We start from the raw sequence: 21,781 nt of genomic DNA, 5'->3' as shown, positions 1-21,781 counted from the left end.
GGGCGACTTGTTGAATTCGAAGGCTTTTTTATGAGTGAAGATGCACAAGATGTAGTGCTGTTGGTCGAGGACGAACCGGCGATCCGAATGGTCTTGAGCGAGTATCTGTCGCACATGGGCTACCACGTCCTGGTCGCCGCCGACAGCCAGGAGGCCTTTGCGATACTGGCCACAAAGCCTCACCTTGATCTCATGGTCACCGACTTCCGTCTGCCGGGTGGAGTATCTGGTGTGGAGATCGCCGAGCCTGCGGTGAAATTGCGGCCCGATCTGAAGGTGATCTTCATCAGCGGCTATCCGGCAGAGATCGTCGAATCGGGCAGCTCCATCGCGCGCAAGGCGCCGATTCTGGCCAAGCCGTTCGATCTGAACACGCTGCATGAAGAGATCAAAGATCTGTTGCGCTAAGGGGATGTGCCTGGGCAGCCCGTTACCCTGCGTGGATGCGGGCCGCGTGTCGAGAGTACGTTGCGCAAGTGCATCCAGGGAAAGTTTGGCTACAGTTTGTAATAGTTTCTTGCTGTGAGATTTGTCCGATTGGATTGTAGGATCATCTTCCGCAATTTCTTCCAAGGTTCTTATGAGCGCTTTTACCGAGCCTCCCTGCTTCGGGTCGCCACGACCCTCCTGCCTGATCGCCTCTTTTGACCCTGCCGTGAGTATCCGCTGATGGAATGGCTAGCTGACCCCACGGCATGGCTGGGCCTGCTGACGTTGATCGTGCTCGAGCTGGTGCTCGGTATCGACAACCTCGTGTTCATCGCCATCCTCGCCGACAAACTGCCGCCTCATCAGCGCGACCGTGCACGGATCATCGGTCTGACCCTGGCGCTGGTCATGCGCCTGGGCCTGCTGGCGAGCATCTCGTGGATGGTGACCCTGACCGCGCCGCTGTTCGAGGTGTTCGGCAAGAGCTTCTCCGGGCGCGACCTGATCATGCTGTTCGGTGGTGTGTTCCTGTTGTTCAAGGCCACCATGGAGTTGCACGAGCGCTTGGAAGGGCATGCTCCACAGAACAAGGGACCGCTGCGCCACGCCGCTTTCTGGCCCATCGTGGCGCAGATCGTGGTGCTCGATGCGGTGTTCTCGCTGGACGCGGTGATCACTGCGGTGGGTATGGTCGAGCACTTGTCGGTGATGATGATCGCGGTGATCTTCTCCATCGGCATCATGATCATCGCCAGCAAGCCGCTGACCCGCTTCGTCAATGCCCATCCCACCGTGATCATGCTGTGCCTGGGTTTCCTGATGATGATCGGCTTCAGCCTGACCGCCGAAGGCCTGGGTTTCCACATTCCCAAAGGTTATCTGTACGCTGCCATCGGTTTCTCGCTGCTGATCGAGCTGTTCAACCAACTGGCCACTGCACGGCGCAAGCGCAGCGTGCAAGGACAGTTGCCGCTGCGTGAACGTACCGCTCACGCGGTACTGCGCTTGCTCGGCGGGCGTCGCGTCAGCAGCGCCGAAGTGGGCGAAGACATCGCCGACCTGGTCGAGGATGGCGAAACCCAGGTGCTGTTCGATCGCCGCGAGCGAGTGATGATCAGCGGCGTGCTGAACCTGGCCGAGCGGCCGATCCGCACGGTGATGACCGCGCGCGCGGAGGTCGATGCCATCGACCTGGCGCTCGACGCCCAGGCCAACGCGCTGAACCTGGCCCATTCGCCTTATTCGCGTCTGCCGGTGATCCGCGCCGGGCATATCGAAGAGCCGCTGGGGTATGTGCACAAGAAGGAACTGCTCAAGGCGCTTCTATCCGGCAGCCAGCCCGACTTGGAAAGCATGGTGCAGGTGCCGCTGAACCTGTTGGAAAGCTTCAGTATTCTCAACGCGCTGGAGCAGATGCGCGCGCAATCGACGCACATCGCCTTCGTGATCAACGAGTTCGGCGACTTCACCGGATTGTTGACCATGACCGACATCCTCGAATCGATCGCCGGCGAACTACCCGATGCCAGCGAGATCGGTGGGCCGGAGATCGTCGAAGAGGGCCGGGGTTTCATTGCCAGTGGCGCCCTCAACCTAAGCCAGGTGCAGGCGCGTACCGGCTTCGCCGCACGCGCCACCGAGGACTATCAAACCCTCGCAGGCCTGGTGATGAGCCTGCTCGACCGCTTGCCAGTGATCGGCGACCGTTTGCGCTGCAACGGCTGGACGTTGACCGTGGTGGCGGTCGAGGAGCGGCGCGTGCGCCAAGTGCGCCTCAGCCGCGACGACGCTGCCGAGCCAGGTGCTTGAGACCTTCCAGCACCAAGACCAAGACTGCTGCCCAGATCGGTAGGTAGGTCAGCCACTGGTCGGGGCCGATGGTCTCGCCCAGCAGCAGCGCTACGCCCACCAGCAGTACGGGCTCGACATAGCTGAGCAGGCCGAACAGGGTGAACGGCAACGAGCGGCTGGCCATGACATAGGCGATCAGTGCACCTGCGCTGATCGCACCGAGCAGTGGAATCAACAGGTAGAGCCTGGCATGTTCGGCCAGACCGGCTGGCGACAGCGGGCCCTGGACCACGAAGTACACCGCCCAGGGCAGGAGCAGGAACATGTCGCACCACAGGCCGCCCAAGTGCTCGGTGCGGCAGCGCTTGCGCAGCACGAAATAGACCGGATAGCCGCACATGACCACCAGGGTTTCCCAAGCGAAACTGCCATGCTGCAACAACTCGTGGCCCACACCCAGGGCCGCGCATCCCACCGCTATACATTGCAGGCGAGACAGTCTTTCGCCGTATACCAGACGCCCCGTAGCGACCATCGCTAAAGGCAGCAGGAAGTAGCCCATCGACACTTCCAGGCTGCGGCCGTGCAGTGGCGCCCAGAGGAACAACCACAACTGGATGCCCATGAGCCAGGAGGTGCCGAGCATGCCCAGTAGCAGGGCGGGAGTACGGCGCACACGCCCCAGCAGCTCACCGACCCGCTGCCAGTCCTTGGTTGCCAGCATGAACAGCGTCAGGCAGGGCAGGGTCAGCAAGGTCCGCCAACCGAAGATTTCCTCGCCGTCCAATGGCGCGAGCAGTGAGGTGTAGAAGTACATGACGGCGAACAGACACGACGCCAATACCGAAGTTAGGATGCCCCTGGACACGATTGCCTCTTTCCTGAGATGAACCTGCGGTCAATCGCGAATGATCTCAGGCGACGTCCTGGCGGACAAGGCCAGCGACCCTGGCCGTGCGGCCAGGGCAGTGAGGAAGTCGGCCACAGGCATGGGTTTGGCGAACAGATAGCCTTGTTGGTATTCGACTTCGTGGCGGGCCAGGTAATCGCGTTGTTCGGGCGTCTCCACCCCTTCGGCGACGATGCCCAGGCCTAGCTTCTCGCACAGCTCGATGATGCTGTCGAGGATGTGCAGCGACAGCGCCTCGCCGCCGATCATGGCGACGAAACTGCGGTCGATCTTCAGATAATCGATGTTGAACTGGTGCAAGTAATTGAGGCTGGACTGGCCGGTGCCGAAATCGTCGAGCGCGATCATCACGCCCATGCCGTGCAGTTTGTCGAACAGTTCGAGGGTGGCCGCATTGGGCTCGATCAGTCTGCGCTCGGTGAGTTCCAGCGTCAGGGCGACGCGACCCGGCGGGAACTGGGCGAGGAAGTGGGCGCAATCGTCGAGCAAGGCCAGGTCACGGCAGTGATCGGCGGTGATGTTGAAAGCGATGTGGAACCCGTCGTCGAGCAGCGCGGCGAACGGTGCCAGGCTGCGTGCAGTGCGCTCCATCAGCGCACGTGTCATAGCCACGATCTGCCCACTGTGCTCGGCGTAGGGGATGAACAGGTCCGGGCGCACCAAACCCTCGCGCGGATGCTGCCAACGCATCAGGACTTCGACCCCGGCCCAGCGATAGTCGCCGCTACGCACCACCGGTTGCAGATAGGGAATGAATTCGTCGGCTTGCAGCGCGCGTTCCAGCTCGGCGCGAGACGAGGAGGCCCGGCGTATCTGCCAGCGGCATGCGCTACCGGCGAGCAGACCGATGCCCAGCAGCGAGGCGAACAGCGCAGGGTAATGGCCGAGCATGAAGGCTGAGGACAGATCTTTCCTGAAGCCTGCCTGCGTACTGATCGGGTAACGCGTCGAAGCCAGTTGCGTCGGGGCATGTGCGGGCGCAGGCGGCAAGCCGGTGTGCACTTGGCCGTCGGCGCCCAACCAGTGCTCGCCCACGCGGATCTGTAGCGCCAGGTGCTCGCCATAAAGGCGCAAGAAGGTCAGCAGGTGTTCGCCATCGACCGTCACCAGGACGCCGCGGCGGGCTTCGCCCAAGCGATAGATCATCAGCGGATGACCGGGGGTGACGGAGTTGCCATCCATCAACCAGAGGGTACCTTCGGTGTAGTCGTCGACATCGACCGCTTCGTCGTAACCGCCCAGCAGCGATGTGCAGTACACCCGCTCTCGGTCGAACAGTACGGTAGAGCGCACGAAAGCGTTACGCGTGACTTCGGCACGCAGGGCCAGACTGGCCCGTTCGCAGGGCTGGCCGGCCAGGGGCAGCAGGGTATGGGCAGTAGTGGACAGATGGTCGAGGATGCGTTCGGCCTGCTGCAATACCTGAAGGGCTGCGCTATGGCTTTGCGCCTCCAATTCGCGCTCTGCCTGCCACCGCAACACAGGCGTGCCGATCAGCAGCGGTAGTATCACCAGAGCCCAAGGCAGAAGGGAGCGCCAACTCCAGTGAGTGGGGCGGCGAGCCGTTAAGGGCATTGAGTCTAACCTTGTTGCATGGGAAGTTTTGCCACAGGATAGCCGCTTGTCGGCCAGAGGCAACAATGAGCTGGCGACAAACGCTATTACGCTCTGTAGAATCGATTTACGAATAAAATAATAAGCCTTCCGCCGGAAGGCAATCCGTCGAGGCCGAATAGGTATGGCGCGTTATGGATTCAAGCTGATCATCGGTGACTTCCTCGCCCGCAGCGTGCGTGGCGTGCCGTGCTCGCCGCCTGCTCAACGAAAAAACAAGGTTACATCGACCGCTGATTTTTTCGTTGACAAAGGACAATTCCATGACTGACCTCTTCGACAACCCCATGGGCCTTATGGGCTTCGAGTTCATCGAGCTCGCCGCCCCCACACCGGGCGTGCTCGAGCCGGTGTTCAAGGCGCTAGGCTTCACCCATGTCGCTACCCACCGCTCCAAGGCGGTACACCTGTATCGTCAGGGCGACATCAATCTGATTCTCAACAACGAACCCAAAAGCGTGGCGTCGTATTTTGCCGCCGAGCACGGCCCTTCCGTATGCGGCATGGCGTTTCGCGTACGCAATGCCCATCAGGCCTATGCCCGGGCCCTGGAGCTGGGTGCGCAACCCGTCGAGATTGAAACCGGTCCGATGGAACTGCGTTTGCCGGCGATCAAGGGGATTGGCGGCGCGCCGTTGTACCTGATCGACCGTTACGAAGAAGGCAGCTCCATCTACGACATCGACTTCACCTTCCTCGAAGGCGTGGACCGCCACCCGCAAGGCGCGGGCCTGAAGATCATCGACCACTTGACCCATAACGTCTACCGCGGGCGTATGGCGTACTGGGCAGGGTTCTACGAGAAGCTGTTCAATTTCCGCGAGATTCGCTATTTCGACATCAAGGGCGAGTACACCGGGCTGACCTCCAAAGCCATGACCGCGCCTGACGGCATGATCCGCATTCCGCTCAACGAAGAGTCCTCCAAGGGTGCCGGGCAGATCGAAGAATTCCTCATGCAGTTCAACGGGGAGGGTATCCAGCACGTGGCTTTCCTGACCGACGATCTGATCAAGACCTGGGATGCGCTCAAAGGCCTGGGCATGGTGTTCATGACGCCGCCGCCGCAAACCTATTACGAAATGCTCGAGGAACGGCTGCCCAACCATGGTGAGCCGGTAGACGCGCTGCAGGCACGTGGGATTCTTCTGGACGGCGCGTCCGAGCAGGGCGATCGGCGGCTATTGCTGCAGATTTTCTCCGGGACCCTGCTGGGCCCCGTTTTCTTCGAGTTCATTCAGCGCAAGGGCGATGACGGCTTCGGCGAAGGCAACTTCAAGGCGCTGTTCGAATCGATCGAGCGCGATCAAGTGCTGCGCGGCGTGCTTCAAACCGAGTGAAGGCAAAGCGATGCAGGGGCCGTCAAGACGGCACCTGCATCGTATTGCGTTTATTGCGCGTCCTGAGCAGGTGGGCGCCGATGCCCGTCACCAATCCGACCACCATCATCCATGGCAGGGCATCGAGCGCATAGCGCCAGAACATGCGCCGGAAAGTGCCAGGGCCGTACCCCACGTGCACGCTGTAGTCGTACTGCGTCGACAGCTTGCTGGCACGGTTGAGGATCAGCTTGGCATTGCTCGGTTCGAAGCCGTGCTCAGTGATCCAGATCGAGTGGTCCACGAAATCCAATTGCAGAATTTCTCCGTTGGTGAACTGCGAAAGCTGACTGTGCAACTGCCGACCCTTCACGGTGGCCAGCAGCGTATGGTCTTGGGCATGCCAAGAGAACGTCAACAGGCTGTCCAGCGCATCCTCGGGGGCAGGCGTGTTCAAAGTGATGTGCTGATCGCCCAGGCGCTCGAACGTCGTCGCCGTGGGCAGATATACCCGGCTGGAGGCGCAGATGTTGCCCTTGTCGTATTGCAGGCTCAGGGCTTGCAGCATCGGGTTGGACTGCACCTGGGTGGCCAACTGCGGGCTCGTCCCCGAGCAATGCTGGAGGGAGCCGTGCATGGCCATGTTGCTGGTCTGGCGTACCGCGTCGAACACCCGGTCCACCACATACAGCGCGCGTTGCCCTGCGGCTCGGGCAGAGACGTCCAGGGCACGGTCGATTTGCTGGACGATCACCAGGGTGCCGCACAAAATGGGGATCAGGCAGATCCCTATGATCAGCAAAAGACTGCGAAGCGTATGCAGAGGCTGGCGAGGTGCGGTCATCAGGTAAAAATCCTCAAGCGGCAGACGTACACGCGCAACGGTTGCGCGAGGGAATCAGCGCAGAGTAGGGGAAAAGCTCATCAGGTCTAGGTGGGTAAAGTCCTGCAAACGAGGCGCTGTTTAGACCTGTCTTGTAGGGCTTGTCGCAGCCCTGGTCGGCCAACGCCAAGCCGTGTGCTAGCCTTGGCACCTACCCACCTCCCGGAGTCATCATGGCCCTTGCCCACAACCCGCACGAATCCTACCTGCAAGCGGCTTTAGACCAGGCGCGCAAAGGCTTCGACGAAGGCGGCATCCCCATTGGTTCTGTACTGGTGCACGACGGCAAAATCATCGGTCGCGGGCATAACCGCCGTATCCAGCAGGGCAGCGCCATTCTGCATGGCGAGATGGACGCGCTGGAAAATGCGGGCCGCCTGAGCGCTGCCGTTTACCGTGAATCGACGCTTTACACCACGCTCTCACCCTGCCCCATGTGCAGCGGGGCCATTCTGTTGTATGGCATTGGCCGGGTCGTGGTGGGCGAGAATCGGACGTTCATGGGCGAAGAGGATCTGCTACGCAGCCGCGGGGTCGATGTGCATGTGGTCGGCGACGAGGAGTGTCAGCAACTGATGAAGGGCTTCATTGAGCAATACCCCAGCATCTGGAACGAAGACATCGGCCGTTGACACCACGGCCTTGCCCAGACATCTATCGCGGTATCGAAGAGCGGGCACCTGCCCGCCTGCTCAAAGCCCCTGCTGCAAGGCAGGGTCGTCGGCATTCTGCCGTTCCAGCTCGGCTGACAGCACCTGTACGTTCTGCAACTGGCCGGTTTCCTTCCAATAGGCAATCAGCAGCAGCCTCGCCCGGCGGTCGTTCGGGTGCTGGTCCAGAAGGGTCTGTAATTGGGTCTGCGCTGCATCGACCTGATCCAGCCTGTGCAGCGTGGTCGCCAAGGTATAGCGGTAGTCGGCATTGTCAGGCTCCAGTTCTACGGCTTTGGAAAAGGCCAACAAGGCGTACTCGGTTTGCGCGTGGCGCAACAGCCACGAGCCCAACTCGTGCTGGAGGAATGCCGAGTCCGGATTTTCCAGCAGGGCCTTGGCCAACACCTGGCGCGAGGCGTCGTGCTCGCCTTGACGCTCCAGCAAACGCACCTGGGTCGCCAGGGCATCGGTGCTTTGCGGGTCCAGCGTCAAACAACGGCGTAGGGCGGCGGCGGCCTGCGTATAGGCCTGCTCGTGCAGGTATAGCCGGGCGAGGTGCAGTTGCGCGTCGGCATCGTCGGGCTGGCCTTCGAGCACTTGCTGGTAGGCTTCGAGCGCCTCCTGCAAAGGAGTGAAATACAAGCCCACCGCATCAGGTGACAGGCCCAGCAACGCATCGACAACGGCATGCCGCACGCTGAGGTCGTCGTCATCGAGCAAAGGCCCGATCGCCATGCTGCGTTGCGCTGGCGGCAGCAGGCGCTTGATGCCCATGACCGCAGCCCGACGCACCAGTGGGTCGTCATGGGTCAGATCCTGCTTGGCCAGCTTCAGCGCGATGGAAGAAGGGTAATTGGGCAGTTCTTCGTATAGCGCAGCGCGGCGCATGGGCGACAGGTCGTGGCGTTGCAGCTGTTGGTAGAGCAGGCGGGCGGCCCCCGGCTGACCGTCGTGCGCCAGCCTCAGGGCTTTGGCATAACTGGCCGGCGGCGCAGCGCTCGGTGTCGGCATCGGCTCGCGCCAGAGGTAGCTGAGCGTCCCCACGCCAACGGCCGCCAGGAGCGCGGCGGTCAGGAGGCGGTTGCGTCTAGGCATCGTCTGGTCCTTGGCAAAAGCAAGGGTCAGAGCTTGGGACAGACGCCGGGCAATTGCAACGGCTCAGGCCTTGGCAGCGTCTGCGTCGGGCACTGTCTGGGTACGGCCTTGCAAGCGGGCGGCAGCTACCTCGCCGAAGAGCGCCACCGGTTCCATGAGGTTGCCCAGGTAACGTGGATGCAGCAGCCAGAGGTCCACCTGTGGCTTGAAGTCGCTGACGCTCAGCACTTCCAAACGCTCGCGGTGCACACTGCTGCGCAACAGCGGCTCCGGCACGAGTCCCAACCCTTGGCCATTGGCTACAAGGCCTAATTGCAGATCGGTGCCGAAGGTCTCCAGGTTGATCGCAAGGTTCAGCCCCTGTTCGCTCAGGGCGCGCTGCAGGCCAGCGCGAAAGCCGCAGCCGTCTGGATTGAGCACCCAGCCTTGGCCGTAGCAATCCTTGAGCTTGCACGCACGACGCGCCACGCTGCCCCTGGCCGCAACCACTTGCAAGGGTAGGCGCAGCATAGAGCGCCCGACGATGCCTTCGGGGAAGATCTTACCGGGTGGGAACAGCGCTGCGGCCGCGTCCAGCTCGCCGTTTTCCATCCGGGCCAGCAAGCTGCTGCCCCATCCGCTGCTGACTTGCGTGCGCAGTGTCGGGTAGCGCTCGCGCAGCGCGCCGAGGGCAGCCAGCAACACTACATCGCCGAGGGTTTGCGGCACCCCCAGGCGCAGGCTGCCAGAAGGGGCGCCATCGTTGGCCACCAGTTCGTGCAACGCATCGATCTCGCGCAGGATCGCCTTGCACTGTTCGTATACGCGCAGCCCCATGGGCGTGGGCTTGAGCGGCTTGGTGTTGCGGTCCAGCAGAATGGCGCCCAGATCGTCTTCGAAATGCTGCACCCGGCGCGTGATCGCCGGCTGGGTCAGCTGCAGAGCCTGCGCTGCGAGATTGGTGGACTGGCAACGGATGACGGCCACGAAAGCATCCATGTCATCGATCTTCATATTCGGCACTCACATAGTGTCAGGAGCAAAGATGCCGGCCTAGCATAATCCGGCTGATGCTCGAGGTGTTAGCGGGGCATCTGCGGTGCGCCGCCCTCAGGTGGCGCGCCGCAAGGTCAGATTGATGCGCCGGCTGCCCATGCGTGGGTGCTCGCCCGGCTTGATCGGCTGCACTCCATGGAAACGCAAACGGTCGTCACCGCCCCAGACCAACACATCACCGTGGCCGAGCGGCACTTTTTGCGTGGCATCGCCGCGTTGCTGGCCGCCCAGCAGGAACACCGCCGGCAGGCCCAGCGATATCGAGACGATGGGGTGGCTGAAGTCGCGCTCGTTGCGATCCTGATGCAGCGACAGGCGCGTGCCTGGCAGGTAGTGGTTGATCAGGCAGGTGTCGGCGTGGAATCCGTCGAAGCCGGCGGCGGCCGCGGCCTCATGGGCCAGTTGCGCGAGCAGTGCGGGGAGGGCGGGCCAAGGTGCGCCGCTGAGTGGATCGTGCGTGGTGTAGCGATAGCCTTGCCGGTCGCTGACCCAGCCCAGGTCGCCGCAGTTGCTCAGGGCCACCGCGATGGCCTGTCCGCCAGGCGTTTCCATGTGCCGAAAGGGTGCGGCGCGCAGTACCGGACGCAGCGCATCGAGCAGCGCCTCGAGGCGCGGCAACACGAAGCCGGGCAGCAGCACAGTGTGAGTGGCCAGGCGCTGGGGCTGGCGACCGAACAGGTCGAGATCGGACTGCATGATGGCCGTACGCGCGGGTGAACAGAGGATCATTCTAACCCTGGCCTGCGCACAGACCAACGCCCACGTGTGCCACCTGATGCTGGCACCCTGGTAGCGCTTGGTGCAACCACTGCTCGGGCAGGGCTTCGCAAGCGCCGCCATTACGTGCACAATCGCGCCCCTCTTTTCGGTTGAGCTGGCAAAACCCGCGGGTTTCGCCGCGCTCAGCCTGTTGCAGTCTTGCGAGTGGAGTTGCACCCGGAATGAATGAGCAGGCCCCAAGCGTTGAACAACAATACCAATCGACCCCGACAGCCCTGGCCAGCTGGTCACGTCACGACACCACCTGGATGCTCGGCCTGTTCGGCACCGCCATCGGCGCCGGCACGCTGTTCCTGCCGATAAACGCAGGCCTGGGCGGCTTCTGGCCGCTCCTGGTGCTGGCCCTGCTGGCACTGCCGATGACCTACTTCGCCCACCGCGGTCTGACCCGCTTCGTGCTGTCGGGTCGTGGCGGCGACATCACCGACGTGGTCGAAGAGCATTTCGGCCTCACGGCCGGCGCAGTGATCACCGTGCTGTACTTCTTCGCCATATTCCCGATCCTGCTGATCTACAGCGTGGCGCTGACCAATACCGTGACCAGCTTCATGGAGCATCAACTGCACCTCGAAGCGCCCCCGCGCGCGCTGTTGGCGTTCGGTCTGATTCTCGGTCTGCTGGCCATCGTGCGCTGCGGCGAAGCGGCTACGGTCAAGGTCATGAGCCTGCTGGTCTACCCCTTCATCGTCGCATTGGCGCTGCTGGGCCTGTACCTGATTCCGCACTGGACCGGTGGCATTCTCGAAACCGCGCACCATGTGCCGACAGGTTCGGCCTTCCTGCATACCCTGTGGTTGGCGATTCCGGTGATGGTCTTCTCCTTCAACCATTCGCCGATCATCTCCGCCTTCGCCGTGGACCAGAAACGTCGCTACGGCGAGCATGCCGATGCGCGTAGCGGTCAGATCCTGATGCGCGCCCACCTGTTGATGGTGGCCATGGTGCTGTTCTTCGTCTTCAGTTGCGTGCTGACCCTCGACACCGCGCAGTTGGCCGAGGCGAAAGCGCAGAACCTGTCGATCCTGTCGTACTTGGCCAACCACCTGGGCAACCCGATCATCGGCTTCGTCGCGCCGATGATCGCCTTCGTGGCCATCGCCAAGTCGTTTTTGGGCCACTACATCGGGGCCAGCGAAGGTCTCAAGGGCATGCTCAATAAAACCGGCGTGCGCTCCAGCGCCAAGACCCTCGACCGCGTGGTGGCTGCGCTGATGCTGGTGGTGTGCTGGGTCGTCGCCACCTTGAACCCGAGCATCCTGGGCATGATCGAGTCGTTCGGCGGACCGATCATCGCCGTGCTGCTGTTCCTCATGCCGATGTACGCCATCCGCCGCGTCCCGTCGATGCGCAAGTACAGCGGGGCGATGTCCAACGTGTTCGTGACCCTGGTCGGCCTGGTGGCGCTGACCTCGGTGGTGTATGGCTTGCTGAGCTGATTGCCGGTCGATCGATCCAGCCCGGGCGCGCTTGGCGGCCCGGGCTTTTTTGTTCGTGGCGAGCGGCGCATGGGCATTAATTCGCTTGCCATCGTAGGCACGTCCGGCGCTTCGTGGTTAACTCGGTGGCTTTCCACAACCGTCATCGAGGAATGCATTCCATGGCTCAAGTCACGCTCAAAGGCAACCCGGTCCAGGTCACTGGCCAACTGCCACAGGTCGGTGCGCAAGCGCCTGCCTTCTCCCTGGTCGGCAAAGGCCTGGCCGACAAATCGCTGAACGACTTCGCCGGCAAGCGCAAAGTGCTGAACATCTTCCCCAGCGTCGACACGCCGACCTGCGCCACCTCGGTTCGCAAGTTCAACGCCCAGGCCAACGAGCTCGGCAACACCGTGGTGCTGTGCATCTCGGCCGACCTGCCGTTCGCCCAAGACCGCTTCTGCGGTGCCGAAGGCCTGGACAACGTCCAGAACCTGTCGACCCTGCGCGGCGTCGAGTTCCTCCAGGACTACGGCGTAGCCATCGCCGACGGCCCACTCAAAGGCCTGGCCGCCCGTGCCGTAGTGGTACTGGATGAAAACGACCGCGTGCTGCACAGCGAACTGGTCGGCGAAGTCGGTGACGAGCCGAACTACGACGCCGCATTGGCGGTCTTGAAGTAAGCCCCGCCCGCCGGCCTGCGCGGCCGGCTCGTAGCGCTGGTGTAAGAACGGCCTGGACAGCGCTCCAGGCCGTTTTCATTTACAGTGCGCGGCGCCGCTGACATCAGCCCTGGGTAAAGCCGGGGTAAAGGCGCTTTGCTAAAACCCGTCAGATGATTATCGTTCACCTCCTTTCTCCCGCCGTTTTGCGAACAAGGTCTGTTCAACCCATGCAAGCTTCCGTCTCTCGCTCTCCTCGCCGCTGGCTGATCGGCCTGTTGATTGTGCTGCTACTGGCTGCGTTGGCCTGGTGGCTGTGGCCCGGGGCCTCGAAGGAAACGGCGGCCAAACAAGGTGGCAGGCCAGGCTTTGGCGGCTCGGGCGAGGCCGTGCCGGTGCGCGTCGAGCCGGCCCAGGTGGGCGACTTCCCGCTCTACTACAAGGCACTGGGTACGGTCACCGCCACCAATACGGTGAATGTGCGCAGCCGCGTCTCCGGCGAGCTGGTGAAGATCCACTTCGAGGAAGGCCAGCAAGTGAAGGCCGGCGATCTGCTCGCCGAGATCGATCCGCGCAGTTACCGCATCGCCTTGCAGCAGGCCGAAGGCACCCTGGCACAGAACCAGGCGCAGTTGAAGAACGCTCAAGTCGATGTCGCCCGCTATAAAGGCCTGTATGCCGAAGACAGCATCGCCAAGCAGACCCTCGACACCGCCGAGGCGCAGGTTGCGCAGTTCCAGGGGCTGGTCAAGACCAACCAGGCCGCTGTCAGCGACGCGCGCCTGAACCTGGAATTCACCCAGATCCGCGCGCCGATCAATGGCCGTGTGGGTCTGCGTCAGCTGGACCTGGGCAACCTGGTCGCCGCCAATGACACTACGGCCCTGGCGGTGATCACCCAGACCCAACCGATCGACATCGCCTTCACCCTGCCGGAGACCGAACTGTCCACCGTGCTCGAGCGCTACCGCAGCGGTGCCCGCCTGCCGGTCGAAGCCTGGGACCGCACCGACAGCAAACAGCAGGCCGTCGGCGTGTTGGCGAGCCCCGACAACCAGATCGACACCACCACCGGCACCCTGAAGTTCAAGGCGCGTTTCGAAAACCGCGACCAAGCGCTGTTCCCCAATCAGTTCCTCAACGTGCGAGTGCTGGCCGACACCCTCAAGCAGGTGGTCATGGCGCCCGCTGCCGCGATCCAGTTCGGCAACGACGGCACCTTCGCCTACGTGGTCAACGCCGAGAACAAGGTCAACGTGCGCAAGCTCAAGGTCGGTGCCAGCGACGGTGAGCGCAGCGTGATACTCGAAGGCCTGACCGCAGGCGATCGCCTGGTACTCGAAGGCACCGACCGCCTGCGTGAAGGCAGCCTGGTCGAGGTGGTGCAGGACAGCGCCGAGGTCCCCGTCACCCCCGGCCAGCACCTGCAAGGCCAGGACAAAGGCGGCACCGCCGAGCCGAGCGCGCCTGCCAAGGCGGGTGCATGAACCTCTCGCGCCTGTTCATCCTGCGGCCGGTCGCCACCACGCTGAGCATGCTGGCGATCGTGCTCGCCGGCCTGATCGCCTACACGCTGCTGCCGGTGTCTGCCTTGCCCCAGGTCGATTATCCGACCATCCGCGTGATGACCCTCTATCCCGGTGCCAGCCCTCAGGTGATGACCAGTGCGGTCACCGCGCCCCTGGAGCGTCAGTTCGGGCAGATGCCCGGCCTGACCCAGATGGCTTCGACCAGCTCGGGCGGCGCCTCGGTGCTGACCCTGCGTTTCAGCCTGGACGTCAACATGGACGTGGCCGAGCAGCAGGTGCAGGCCGCCATCAACGCCGCCAGCAACCTGTTGCCCAGCGACCTGCCGGCGCCACCGGTGTACAACAAGGTCAACCCGGCCGACACCCCGGTGCTGACCCTGTCGATTTCCTCCAAAGTATTGCCGCTGCCCAAACTCAACGACCTGGTCGATACCCGCGTCGCGCAGAAAATCGCGCAGATCAGCGGCGTCGGCATGGTCAGCATCGCCGGCGGCCAGCGCCAGGCGGTGCGCATCAAAGTCAACGTCGAGGCCCTGGCCGCCGCCGGGCTCAACCTCGAAGACGTGCGCACCCTGATCGGTGCCTCCAACGTCAACCAGCCCAAGGGCAACTTCGATGGCCCGACGCGGGTGTCGATGCTCGACGCCAACGACCAGCTGCGCTCGCCCGAGGACTACGCCAACCTCATCCTCACCTACAACGAAGGCGCGCCATTGCGCCTCAAGGACGTCGCCGAGATCGTCGACGGTGCCGAGAACGAACGGCTGGCGGCCTGGGCCAACGAGAACCAGGCAGTGCTGCTCAACATCCAGCGCCAACCGGGGGCCAACGTCATCGAAGTGGTGGACCGGATCAAGCAGATGCTGCCGTCGATCACCGACAACCTGCCCGCCGGCCTCGACGTCAGCGTGCTCACCGACCGCACCCAGACCATCCGCGCGGCCGTGACCGATGTGCAGCACGAACTGCTGCTGGCCATCGTGCTGGTGGTGATGGTCACCTTCGTGTTCCTGCGTCGGGTCAGCGCCACCTTGATTCCGTCGATCGCCGTGCCGCTGTCGTTGATCGGCACCTTCGGCGTGATGTACCTCGCCGGCTTCTCGATCAACAATCTGACCCTCATGGCGCTGACCATCGCCACGGGCTTCGTGGTCGATGACGCCATCGTCATGCTGGAAAACATCGCCCGCCACATCGAAGAGGGCGAGACGCCGTTGCAGGCCGCGCTCAAGGGCGCGCGACAGATCGGCTTCACCCTGGTGTCGCTGACCCTGTCGCTGATCGCCGTGCTGATCCCGCTGCTGTTCATGGCCGACGTCGTGGGGCGCCTGTTCCGCGAGTTCGCCATCACACTCGCGGTGGCGATCCTGATTTCCCTGGTAGTGTCGCTGACCCTGACACCGATGATGTGCGCACGCCTGCTCAAGGCCGAGCCCAAGGAGCACGAGCAGGGGCGCTTCTACCGCGCCAGCGGGGCGTGGATCGACTGGCTGATCAAGCACTATTCCAGCGCGCTGACCTGGGTGCTCAGGCATCAGCCGCTGACGCTGCTGGTCGCCGTCGCCAGCCTGGCGCTCACCGTGGTGCTGTACCTGATCGTGCCCAAGGGCTTCTTCCCGGTGCAGGACACCGGGGTCATCCAAGGCATTTCCGAGGCGCCCCAGGCCACTTCGTTCGCCGCCATGAGCGAGCGTCAACAGGCGCTGAGCCACATCATCCTGCAAGACCCTGCAGTGCAGAGCCTGTCGTCCTACATCGGCGTGGATGGCGACAACGCGACCCTCAACAGCGGGCGCATGTTGATCAACCTCAAACCCCATGGCCAGCGCGACGATGACGCGGGCGCGGTGATCGAGCGCTTGCAGCCGCAGCTGGACAAACTGGTGGGCATCCGCCTGTACATGCAACCGGTGCAGGACCTGTCCATCGAAGACCGGGTCAGCCGTACCCAGTACCAGTTCAGCCTGTCGTCGCCCGATGCCGATCTGCTGTCGCAATGGAGCGGACGACTGGTGCGGGCCTTGCAGCAGCGCAGCGAGCTGACCGATGTGGCCAGCGACCTGCAGGACCAAGGCTTGCAGGTCTACCTGACCATCGACCGCGACAAGGCCAGCCGCCTGGGCATCACCGCTGCGCAGATCACCAGCGCGCTGTACGACGCCTTCGGCCAGCGGCAGATTTCCACCATCTATACCCAGGCCAGCCAGTACCGCGTGGTGCTGCAATCGCAGAACGCCAGCAGCGCCGGCATCAGCGCGCTGGAGTCGATCCACGTCAAGTCCGCCGACGGTGGCCAGGTGCGCCTGTCGGCCCTGGCCACGGTAGAGCAGCGCCAGGCGGCGCTGGCGATTTCCCATATCGGCCAGTTCCCGGCGGTGATGATGTCGTTCAACCTGGCCGAAGGCGTGTCGCTGGGCGAAGCGGTGAAGGTGATCGAACAGGTGGAGCAGGACATCGGCCTGCCGATCGGCGTGCAGACCCGCTTCCAGGGCGCGGCCGAAGCTTTCCAGGCCTCGCTGTCGAGCACCTTGCTGCTGATCCTCGCTGCCGTGGTGACCATGTACATCGTGCTGGGGGTGCTGTACGAGAGCTACGTGCACCCCGTGACCATCCTCTCGACCCTGCCGTCGGCCGCGGTCGGCGCCTTGCTGGCCTTGCTGCTCAGCGGCAACGACTTAGGGATGATCGCCATCATCGGCATCATCCTGCTGATCGGCATCGTCAAGAAGAACGCCATCATGATGATCGACTTCGCCCTGGAGGCCGAGCGCAACCAGGGCATGGCCCCGCGTGACGCGATCTACCAGGCGGCGCTGCTGCGCTTCCGGCCGATCCTGATGACCACCCTGGCCGCGCTGTTCGGCGCGGTGCCGCTGATGCTCGCCACCGGCTCCGGTGCCGAGCTGCGCCAGCCGCTGGGGCTGGTGATGGTCGGTGGCCTGCTGGTGAGCCAGGTGCTGACGCTGTTCACCACGCCCGTCATCTATCTGTACTTCGACCGCTTGGCGCGGCGCTGGCGGCCACAGGCCGATGCGCGGAAGGCCGAGGCATGAACCTCTCGGCACCCTTCATCCGGCGGCCGGTGGCGACCTTGCTGCTGAGCCTGGCGATCATGTTGCTGGGCGGTGTCAGTTTCGGCCTGCTGCCGGTCTCGCCGCTGCCGCAACTGGATTTCCCGGTGATCGTGGTGCAGGCCAACCTCCCGGGCGCGAGCCCTGAGGTCATGGCGGCGACCGTGGCTACGCCGCTGGAGCGCAAGCTCGGCAGCATCGCCGGGGTCAGCACCTTGACCAGTAACTCCAACCAGGGCTCGACGCGGGTGATCATCGGCTTCGACCAGGGCCGCGACATCGACGCGGCGGCCCGCGAGGTACAGGCGGCCATCAATGCCGCGCGCAACCTGTTGCCCAGCGGCATGCGCAGCATGCCCACCTACAAGAAGATCAACCCGTCGCAAGCGCCGATCATGGTGCTGTCGCTGACCTCGGACGTGTTGCAGAAAGGCCAGTTGTACGATCTGGCCGACACCATCCTGTCGCAGAGCCTGGCCCAGGTCAGTGGAGTAGGGGAGGTGCAGATCGGCGGCAGCTCGCTGCCGGCCGTGCGCATCACCCTCGAACCGCAGTTGCTCAATCAATACGGCCTGGCCCTGGACGATGTGCGCACCGCCGTAGCCGATGCCAACCAACGCCGGCCCATGGGCTTCGTCGAAGACGCCGAGCGCAACTGGCAGGTGCGCGCCAACGACCAGCTGGAAAAGGCCAAGGACTACGAGTCGCTGGTGATCCGCCAGACCGATGGCGCCATTCTGCGGCTGTCGGATGTGGCCACGGTCAGCGACGGCGTGGAGAACCGCTACAACAGCGGTTTCTTCAACGACCAGGCCGCCGTGCTGCTGGTGGTCAACCGCCAGACCGGCGCCAACATCATCGAGACCGTCGAGCAGATCAAGCAGCAACTGCCGGCGTTGCAATCGCTGCTGCCGGCCAGTGTGCAGCTGAACCTCGCCATGGACCGCTCGCCGGTGATCAAGGCGACCTTGGCCGAAGCCGAGCACACCTTGTTGATCGCAGTCGGCCTGGTGATCCTGGTGGTCTATCTGTTCCTCGGCAACCTGCGCGCCTCGCTGATTCCGAGCCTGGCGGTGCCGGTGTCGCTGGTGGGCACCTTCGCGGTGATGTACCTGTGCGGTTTCTCGTTGAACAACCTGTCGCTGATGGCGCTGATCCTCGCCACGGGCCTGGTGGTGGACGATGCCATCGTCGTGCTGGAGAACATCTCGCGGCACATCGAGAATGGCGAGAAACCCTTGCAAGCCGCTTATCTTGGGGCAAAGGAAGTGGGCTTCACGTTGCTGTCGATGAACGTGTCGTTGGTGGCGGTATTCGTCTCGATCCTGTTCATGGGCGGTATCGTGCGGGGCCTGTTCATGGAGTTTTCCGTGACCCTGGCGGCGGCGATCCTGGTCTCGCTGCTGGTCTCCCTGACGTTGACGCCGATGCTCTGCGCACGCTGGCTCAAACCGCACCAGGCCGAGCGCAATGGCCTGCAACGTTGGAGCGACCGCCAGCATGTACGTATGGTCGCCGCCTACGACCGCAGCTTGGGCTGGGCCCTGCGCCACCGACGGCTGACCCTGCTCAGCCTGCTGGCGACCATTGTGCTCAACGTCGCGCTGTACGTGATCGTGCCCAAGACGCTGATGCCGCAGCAGGACACCGGGCAACTGATCGGCTTCATCCGTGGCGACGACGGCCTGTCGTTCACGGTCATGCAGCCGAAGATGGAAACCTATCGCCGCGCCTTGCTGGCCGACCCTGCCGTGCAGAGCGTGGCCGGTTTCATCGGCGGCAACAGCGGCACCAACAACGCCATGGTGCTGGTGCGCCTCAAGCCCATCGCCGAGCGCAAGATCGATGCGCAGAAGGTCATCGAGCGGCTGCGCCGCGAACTGCCCAAGGTGCCGGGCGGGCGCCTGTTCCTGATGGCCGACCAAGACCTGCAGCTGGGCGGCGGTGGCCGCGACCAGAGTTCTTCGCAATACCTCTACACCTTGCAAAGCGGCGATCTGGTGGCTTTGCGCGAGTGGTACCCGAAGGTCACTGCGGCGCTGCGTGCGTTACCCGAGCTGACCGCCATCGACGCCAACGACGGCGCCGGCACCCAACAGGTGACGCTGGTGGTCGACCGCGACCAGGCCAAGCGCCTGGGCATCGACATGTCGATGGTCACCACGGTGCTGAACAACGCCTATAGCCAGCGACAGATATCGACCATCTACGACAGCCTCAACCAGTACCAGGTGGTGCTGGAGATCAACCCCCGCTATGCCTGGGACCCGAGCACCCTGCAACAGGTCTACGTGATCACCGCAGACGGCGCGCGGGTGCCGCTGTCGACCATCGCCCGCTACGAAAACACCCTGGCCAGCGACCGTGTCAGCCACGAAGACCAGTTCGCCTCCGACGACATCGCCTTCGACATCGCCGAAGGCTACAGCCCCGATCAAGCGCTGGCCGCCGTGGAGCGTGCGGTCGCTCGCGTGGGCCTGCCGGAAAGCGTGATCGCCAAGTTGGGCGGCACCGGCGATGCCTTTGCCGAAACGCAGAAGGGCCAGCCATTCATGATTCTCGGTGCGCTGGTGTTGGTGTACCTGGTGCTAGGGGTGCTCTATGAAAGCTACATCCACCCCCTGACCATCCTTTCCACACTGCCTTCTGCCGGGGTCGGCGCCTTGCTGGCGTTGTACCTGACCGGCGGCGAGTTCAGCCTGATCTCCATGCTCGGGCTGTTCCTGCTGATCGGCGTGGTGAAGAAGAACGCCATCCTGATGATCGACTTGGCGCTGCAATTCGAACGCAACGATGGCCTGGGCCCGGAAGCCTCGATCCGTCAGGCCTGCCTGCTGCGTCTGCGGCCGATCCTGATGACCACTCTGGCGGCCATGCTCGGCGCCTTGCCGTTGCTGCTGAGCGCGGCCGAAGGCGCGGAAATGCGCCAGCCTCTGGGCCTGACCATTCTCGGCGGCCTGTTCATCAGCCAGATTCTTACGCTATACACCACCCCGGTGGTCTACCTGTACCTCGACCGCCTGCGCCATCGCTTCAACCGTTGGCGCGGCGTGCGCACCGACGCTGCCCTGGATACCCCGCTATGACTTTCGCCCAGACTTCCCTTCACCGTGCCCTGCAGCGGTTGAGCAACGGCCGTGGTTCGCGTGTGCTCGGCGCCGGACTGTGCCTGGCGCTGCTCAGTGCCTGTAGCCTGAGCCCCGACTACGAGCGGCCTGCGCTGGCGGCGCCGACGCAGTTCAAGCATGCCGCGGGCTGGACCCAGGCCAAGCCTGCCGATGCTGTGGCGCGTGGCGCCTGGTGGCGGCTGTACGACGACCCTCAGCTCGATGCCCTGGTCGAGGCGCTCAACGCCAACAACCAGACCGTGGCTCAATATGCCGCGCAATACCGCCAGGCCACCGCCCTGGTGCGCAGCAGCCGTGGCGCGCTGTTCCCCAGCCTCGATCTGAGCGTGGGCAAGACCCGCGCCGCGCAAGGGGCGGGTAGCAGCAACTCGGGGCTGTCGAACAACAGCAGCGGCATCCGCGACACCTATAACGCGCAATTGGGCGTGAATTGGGAGATCGACCTGTGGGGCAAGCTGCGCGAAACGCTCAATGCCAATGAGGCCAGCGCCGAGGCCAGCATCGCCGACCTGGCGTCGATCCGCCTGAGCCTGCAATCGGAGCTGGTGCAGAACTACCTGCAACTGCGCGTCATCGACGAACAGAAGCGCCTGCTCGAAGCCACGGTGGCGGCCTATCAGCGCTCGCTGCGTCTGACCGAGAACCAGTACCGCGCCGGTATTTCCGGCCCCGATGCCGTGGCCCAGGCCCGTACCCAGCTCAAGAGCACCGAGGCCGATTTGATCGACCTGGCCTGGCAGCGCGCCCAGTACGAAAACGCCATCGCCGTGCTGATGGGCAGGGCGCCAGCGGACTTCTCCTTGCCGGTCAGCACGTCGATACCGCAGTTGCCGGCGATCCCTCTGCAATTGCCTTCGCAACTGCTCGAACGCCGCCCTGACGTCGCTGCCGCCGAGCGTCGGGTCATGGCTGCCAACGCCAGTATCGGCGTGGCGCGCGCCGCGTATTTTCCGGACCTGAGCCTGAGCATGAACGGCGGTTACTCCAGTAGCAGCTTCCGCAACTGGATCGAACTGCCCAACCGGTTCTGGTCGGTCGGGCCATCGTTGGCCATGACCTTGTTCGATGCCGGGCAGCGCAGCGCCGAGGTCGACCGCACCGTGGCGGTGTACGACCAGACCGCCGCGCAATACCGGCAGACCGTGCTCGACAGCTTCCGCGAGGTGGAAAACTACCTGGTGCAGTTGCGCGTGTATGGCGATGAGTCGGTGGTGCGCCAGGAAGCCGTCGAAGCTGCGCGGGAATCCTTGCGCCTGACGCAGAACCAGTACCGTGCCGGGCTGATCGGCTACCTCGACGTGGTCAACGTCCAGGCCACGGCGCTGAGCAACGAGCGCAGCGCGCTGTCGTTGCTGCAAGGCCGGCTGGTCGCCAGCGTGCAATTGATCGCCGCCCTGGGCGGCGGGTGGGACGAGCAGCAGGCCGCTACGGATGCCCGGGCGCTGACGCCGCGCTGAGCGGACGGCC

At 63.7% G+C, this 21,781-nt stretch carries 17 protein-coding genes; 11 read left to right on the top strand and 6 right to left on the bottom strand.

What is annotated here, in order from left to right:
- Window positions 1-30: 30 nt before the first annotated feature.
- Both AA0Z93_RS19890 and AA0Z93_RS19885 read left to right on the top strand, forming a co-directional pair.
- On the top strand, window positions 31-408 hold the full coding sequence (locus AA0Z93_RS19890) for a response regulator (protein WP_413047272.1): 378 nt from the start codon (window positions 31-33) through the stop codon (window positions 406-408).
- 261 nt (window positions 409-669) lie between these two features.
- Entirely contained in the window at window positions 670-2,238 is a 1,569-nt protein-coding gene (locus AA0Z93_RS19885; RefSeq protein WP_413047273.1) for a TerC family protein, read from the top strand.
- Here the strand turns inward: AA0Z93_RS19885 and rarD are convergent.
- Together rarD and AA0Z93_RS19875 are read right to left on the bottom strand one after the other, a co-directional pair.
- Window positions 2,204-3,088: an EamA family transporter RarD gene (gene rarD, locus AA0Z93_RS19880; RefSeq protein WP_413047274.1), complete on the bottom strand. Its 885-nt coding sequence runs from the start codon at window positions 3,086-3,088 to the stop codon at window positions 2,204-2,206. The two genes, AA0Z93_RS19885 and rarD, sit on opposite strands and share 35 nt — an antisense overlap.
- Before the next feature lie 30 nt (window positions 3,089-3,118).
- The gene (locus tag AA0Z93_RS19875) at window positions 3,119-4,705 is read right to left on the bottom strand and encodes an EAL domain-containing protein (RefSeq protein WP_413047275.1); all 1,587 of its coding nucleotides are present in this window, start codon (window positions 4,703-4,705) and stop codon (window positions 3,119-3,121) included.
- 163 nt (window positions 4,706-4,868) lie between these two features.
- Here AA0Z93_RS19875 and AA0Z93_RS19870 point away from each other — a divergent pair, with 163 nt between their 5' ends.
- Together AA0Z93_RS19870 and hppD are read left to right on the top strand one after the other, a co-directional pair.
- Window positions 4,869-5,015, top strand: a complete 147-nt coding sequence (locus AA0Z93_RS19870) for a hypothetical protein (RefSeq protein ID WP_413047276.1) — start codon at window positions 4,869-4,871, stop codon at window positions 5,013-5,015.
- Window positions 5,008-6,084, top strand: coding sequence for a 4-hydroxyphenylpyruvate dioxygenase (gene hppD / locus AA0Z93_RS19865; RefSeq protein ID WP_413047277.1), 1,077 nt, complete (start codon window positions 5,008-5,010; stop codon window positions 6,082-6,084). The genes AA0Z93_RS19870 and hppD overlap by 8 nt, the downstream gene beginning before the upstream one ends.
- 22 nt (window positions 6,085-6,106) lie before the next feature.
- Here hppD and AA0Z93_RS19860 read toward each other — a convergent pair whose 3' ends face one another.
- Entirely contained in the window at window positions 6,107-6,907 is an 801-nt protein-coding gene (locus AA0Z93_RS19860) for a CSS-motif domain-containing protein (protein WP_413047278.1), read from the bottom strand.
- Window positions 6,908-7,119: 212 nt separating this feature from the next.
- Between AA0Z93_RS19860 and AA0Z93_RS19855 the strand changes: the two genes are divergently transcribed.
- Entirely contained in the window at window positions 7,120-7,578 is a 459-nt protein-coding gene (locus AA0Z93_RS19855) for a nucleoside deaminase (RefSeq protein ID WP_413047279.1), read from the top strand.
- A 60-nt stretch (window positions 7,579-7,638) separates the two neighbouring features.
- On the opposite strand, the gene AA0Z93_RS19850 is transcribed toward AA0Z93_RS19855, so the two are convergent.
- The 3 genes from AA0Z93_RS19850 to alkB all read right to left on the bottom strand — a co-directional run bounded on the left by AA0Z93_RS19850 (window position 7,639) and on the right by alkB (window position 10,458).
- Window positions 7,639-8,694 (bottom strand): tetratricopeptide repeat protein, encoded by a 1,056-nt coding sequence (locus AA0Z93_RS19850; protein WP_413047280.1) that lies wholly within the window; start codon window positions 8,692-8,694, stop codon window positions 7,639-7,641.
- Between the two features lie 63 nt (window positions 8,695-8,757).
- On the bottom strand, window positions 8,758-9,687 hold the full coding sequence (locus AA0Z93_RS19845; protein ID WP_413047281.1) for a LysR family transcriptional regulator: 930 nt from the start codon (window positions 9,685-9,687) through the stop codon (window positions 8,758-8,760).
- A 96-nt stretch (window positions 9,688-9,783) separates the two neighbouring features.
- Window positions 9,784-10,458, bottom strand: coding sequence for a DNA oxidative demethylase AlkB (gene alkB / locus AA0Z93_RS19840; RefSeq protein ID WP_413047282.1), 675 nt, complete (start codon window positions 10,456-10,458; stop codon window positions 9,784-9,786).
- A gap of 212 nt (window positions 10,459-10,670) precedes the next feature.
- On the opposite strand from alkB, the gene AA0Z93_RS19835 reads away from it, so the two are divergent.
- The 6 genes from AA0Z93_RS19835 (at window position 10,671) to AA0Z93_RS19810 (ending at window position 21,771) form a co-directional block, all read left to right on the top strand.
- Entirely contained in the window at window positions 10,671-11,945 is a 1,275-nt protein-coding gene (locus tag AA0Z93_RS19835; protein WP_413047283.1) for an HAAAP family serine/threonine permease, read from the top strand.
- A 161-nt stretch (window positions 11,946-12,106) separates the two neighbouring features.
- Window positions 12,107-12,607 (top strand): thiol peroxidase, encoded by a 501-nt coding sequence (tpx, locus tag AA0Z93_RS19830; protein ID WP_413047284.1) that lies wholly within the window; start codon window positions 12,107-12,109, stop codon window positions 12,605-12,607.
- Window positions 12,608-12,816: 209 nt separating this feature from the next.
- The gene (locus AA0Z93_RS19825) at window positions 12,817-14,073 is read left to right on the top strand and encodes an MdtA/MuxA family multidrug efflux RND transporter periplasmic adaptor subunit (RefSeq protein WP_413047285.1); all 1,257 of its coding nucleotides are present in this window, start codon (window positions 12,817-12,819) and stop codon (window positions 14,071-14,073) included.
- Window positions 14,070-17,168, top strand: a complete 3,099-nt coding sequence (locus AA0Z93_RS19820; RefSeq protein ID WP_413047286.1) for an MdtB/MuxB family multidrug efflux RND transporter permease subunit — start codon at window positions 14,070-14,072, stop codon at window positions 17,166-17,168. Before AA0Z93_RS19825 ends, AA0Z93_RS19820 begins: the two co-directional genes overlap by 4 nt.
- The gene (locus tag AA0Z93_RS19815; protein ID WP_413047287.1) at window positions 17,165-20,272 is read left to right on the top strand and encodes an efflux RND transporter permease subunit; all 3,108 of its coding nucleotides are present in this window, start codon (window positions 17,165-17,167) and stop codon (window positions 20,270-20,272) included. Before AA0Z93_RS19820 ends, AA0Z93_RS19815 begins: the two co-directional genes overlap by 4 nt.
- On the top strand, window positions 20,269-21,771 hold the full coding sequence (locus AA0Z93_RS19810) for an efflux transporter outer membrane subunit (protein WP_413047288.1): 1,503 nt from the start codon (window positions 20,269-20,271) through the stop codon (window positions 21,769-21,771). The genes AA0Z93_RS19815 and AA0Z93_RS19810 overlap by 4 nt, the downstream gene beginning before the upstream one ends.
- Window positions 21,772-21,781: the final 10 nt, after the last annotated feature.

The organism is Pseudomonas phoenicis (assembly GCF_047302395.1).
Lineage (GTDB): Bacteria > Pseudomonadota > Gammaproteobacteria > Pseudomonadales > Pseudomonadaceae > Aquipseudomonas.
This window is presented reverse-complemented; position numbering and strand designations above follow the sequence as displayed.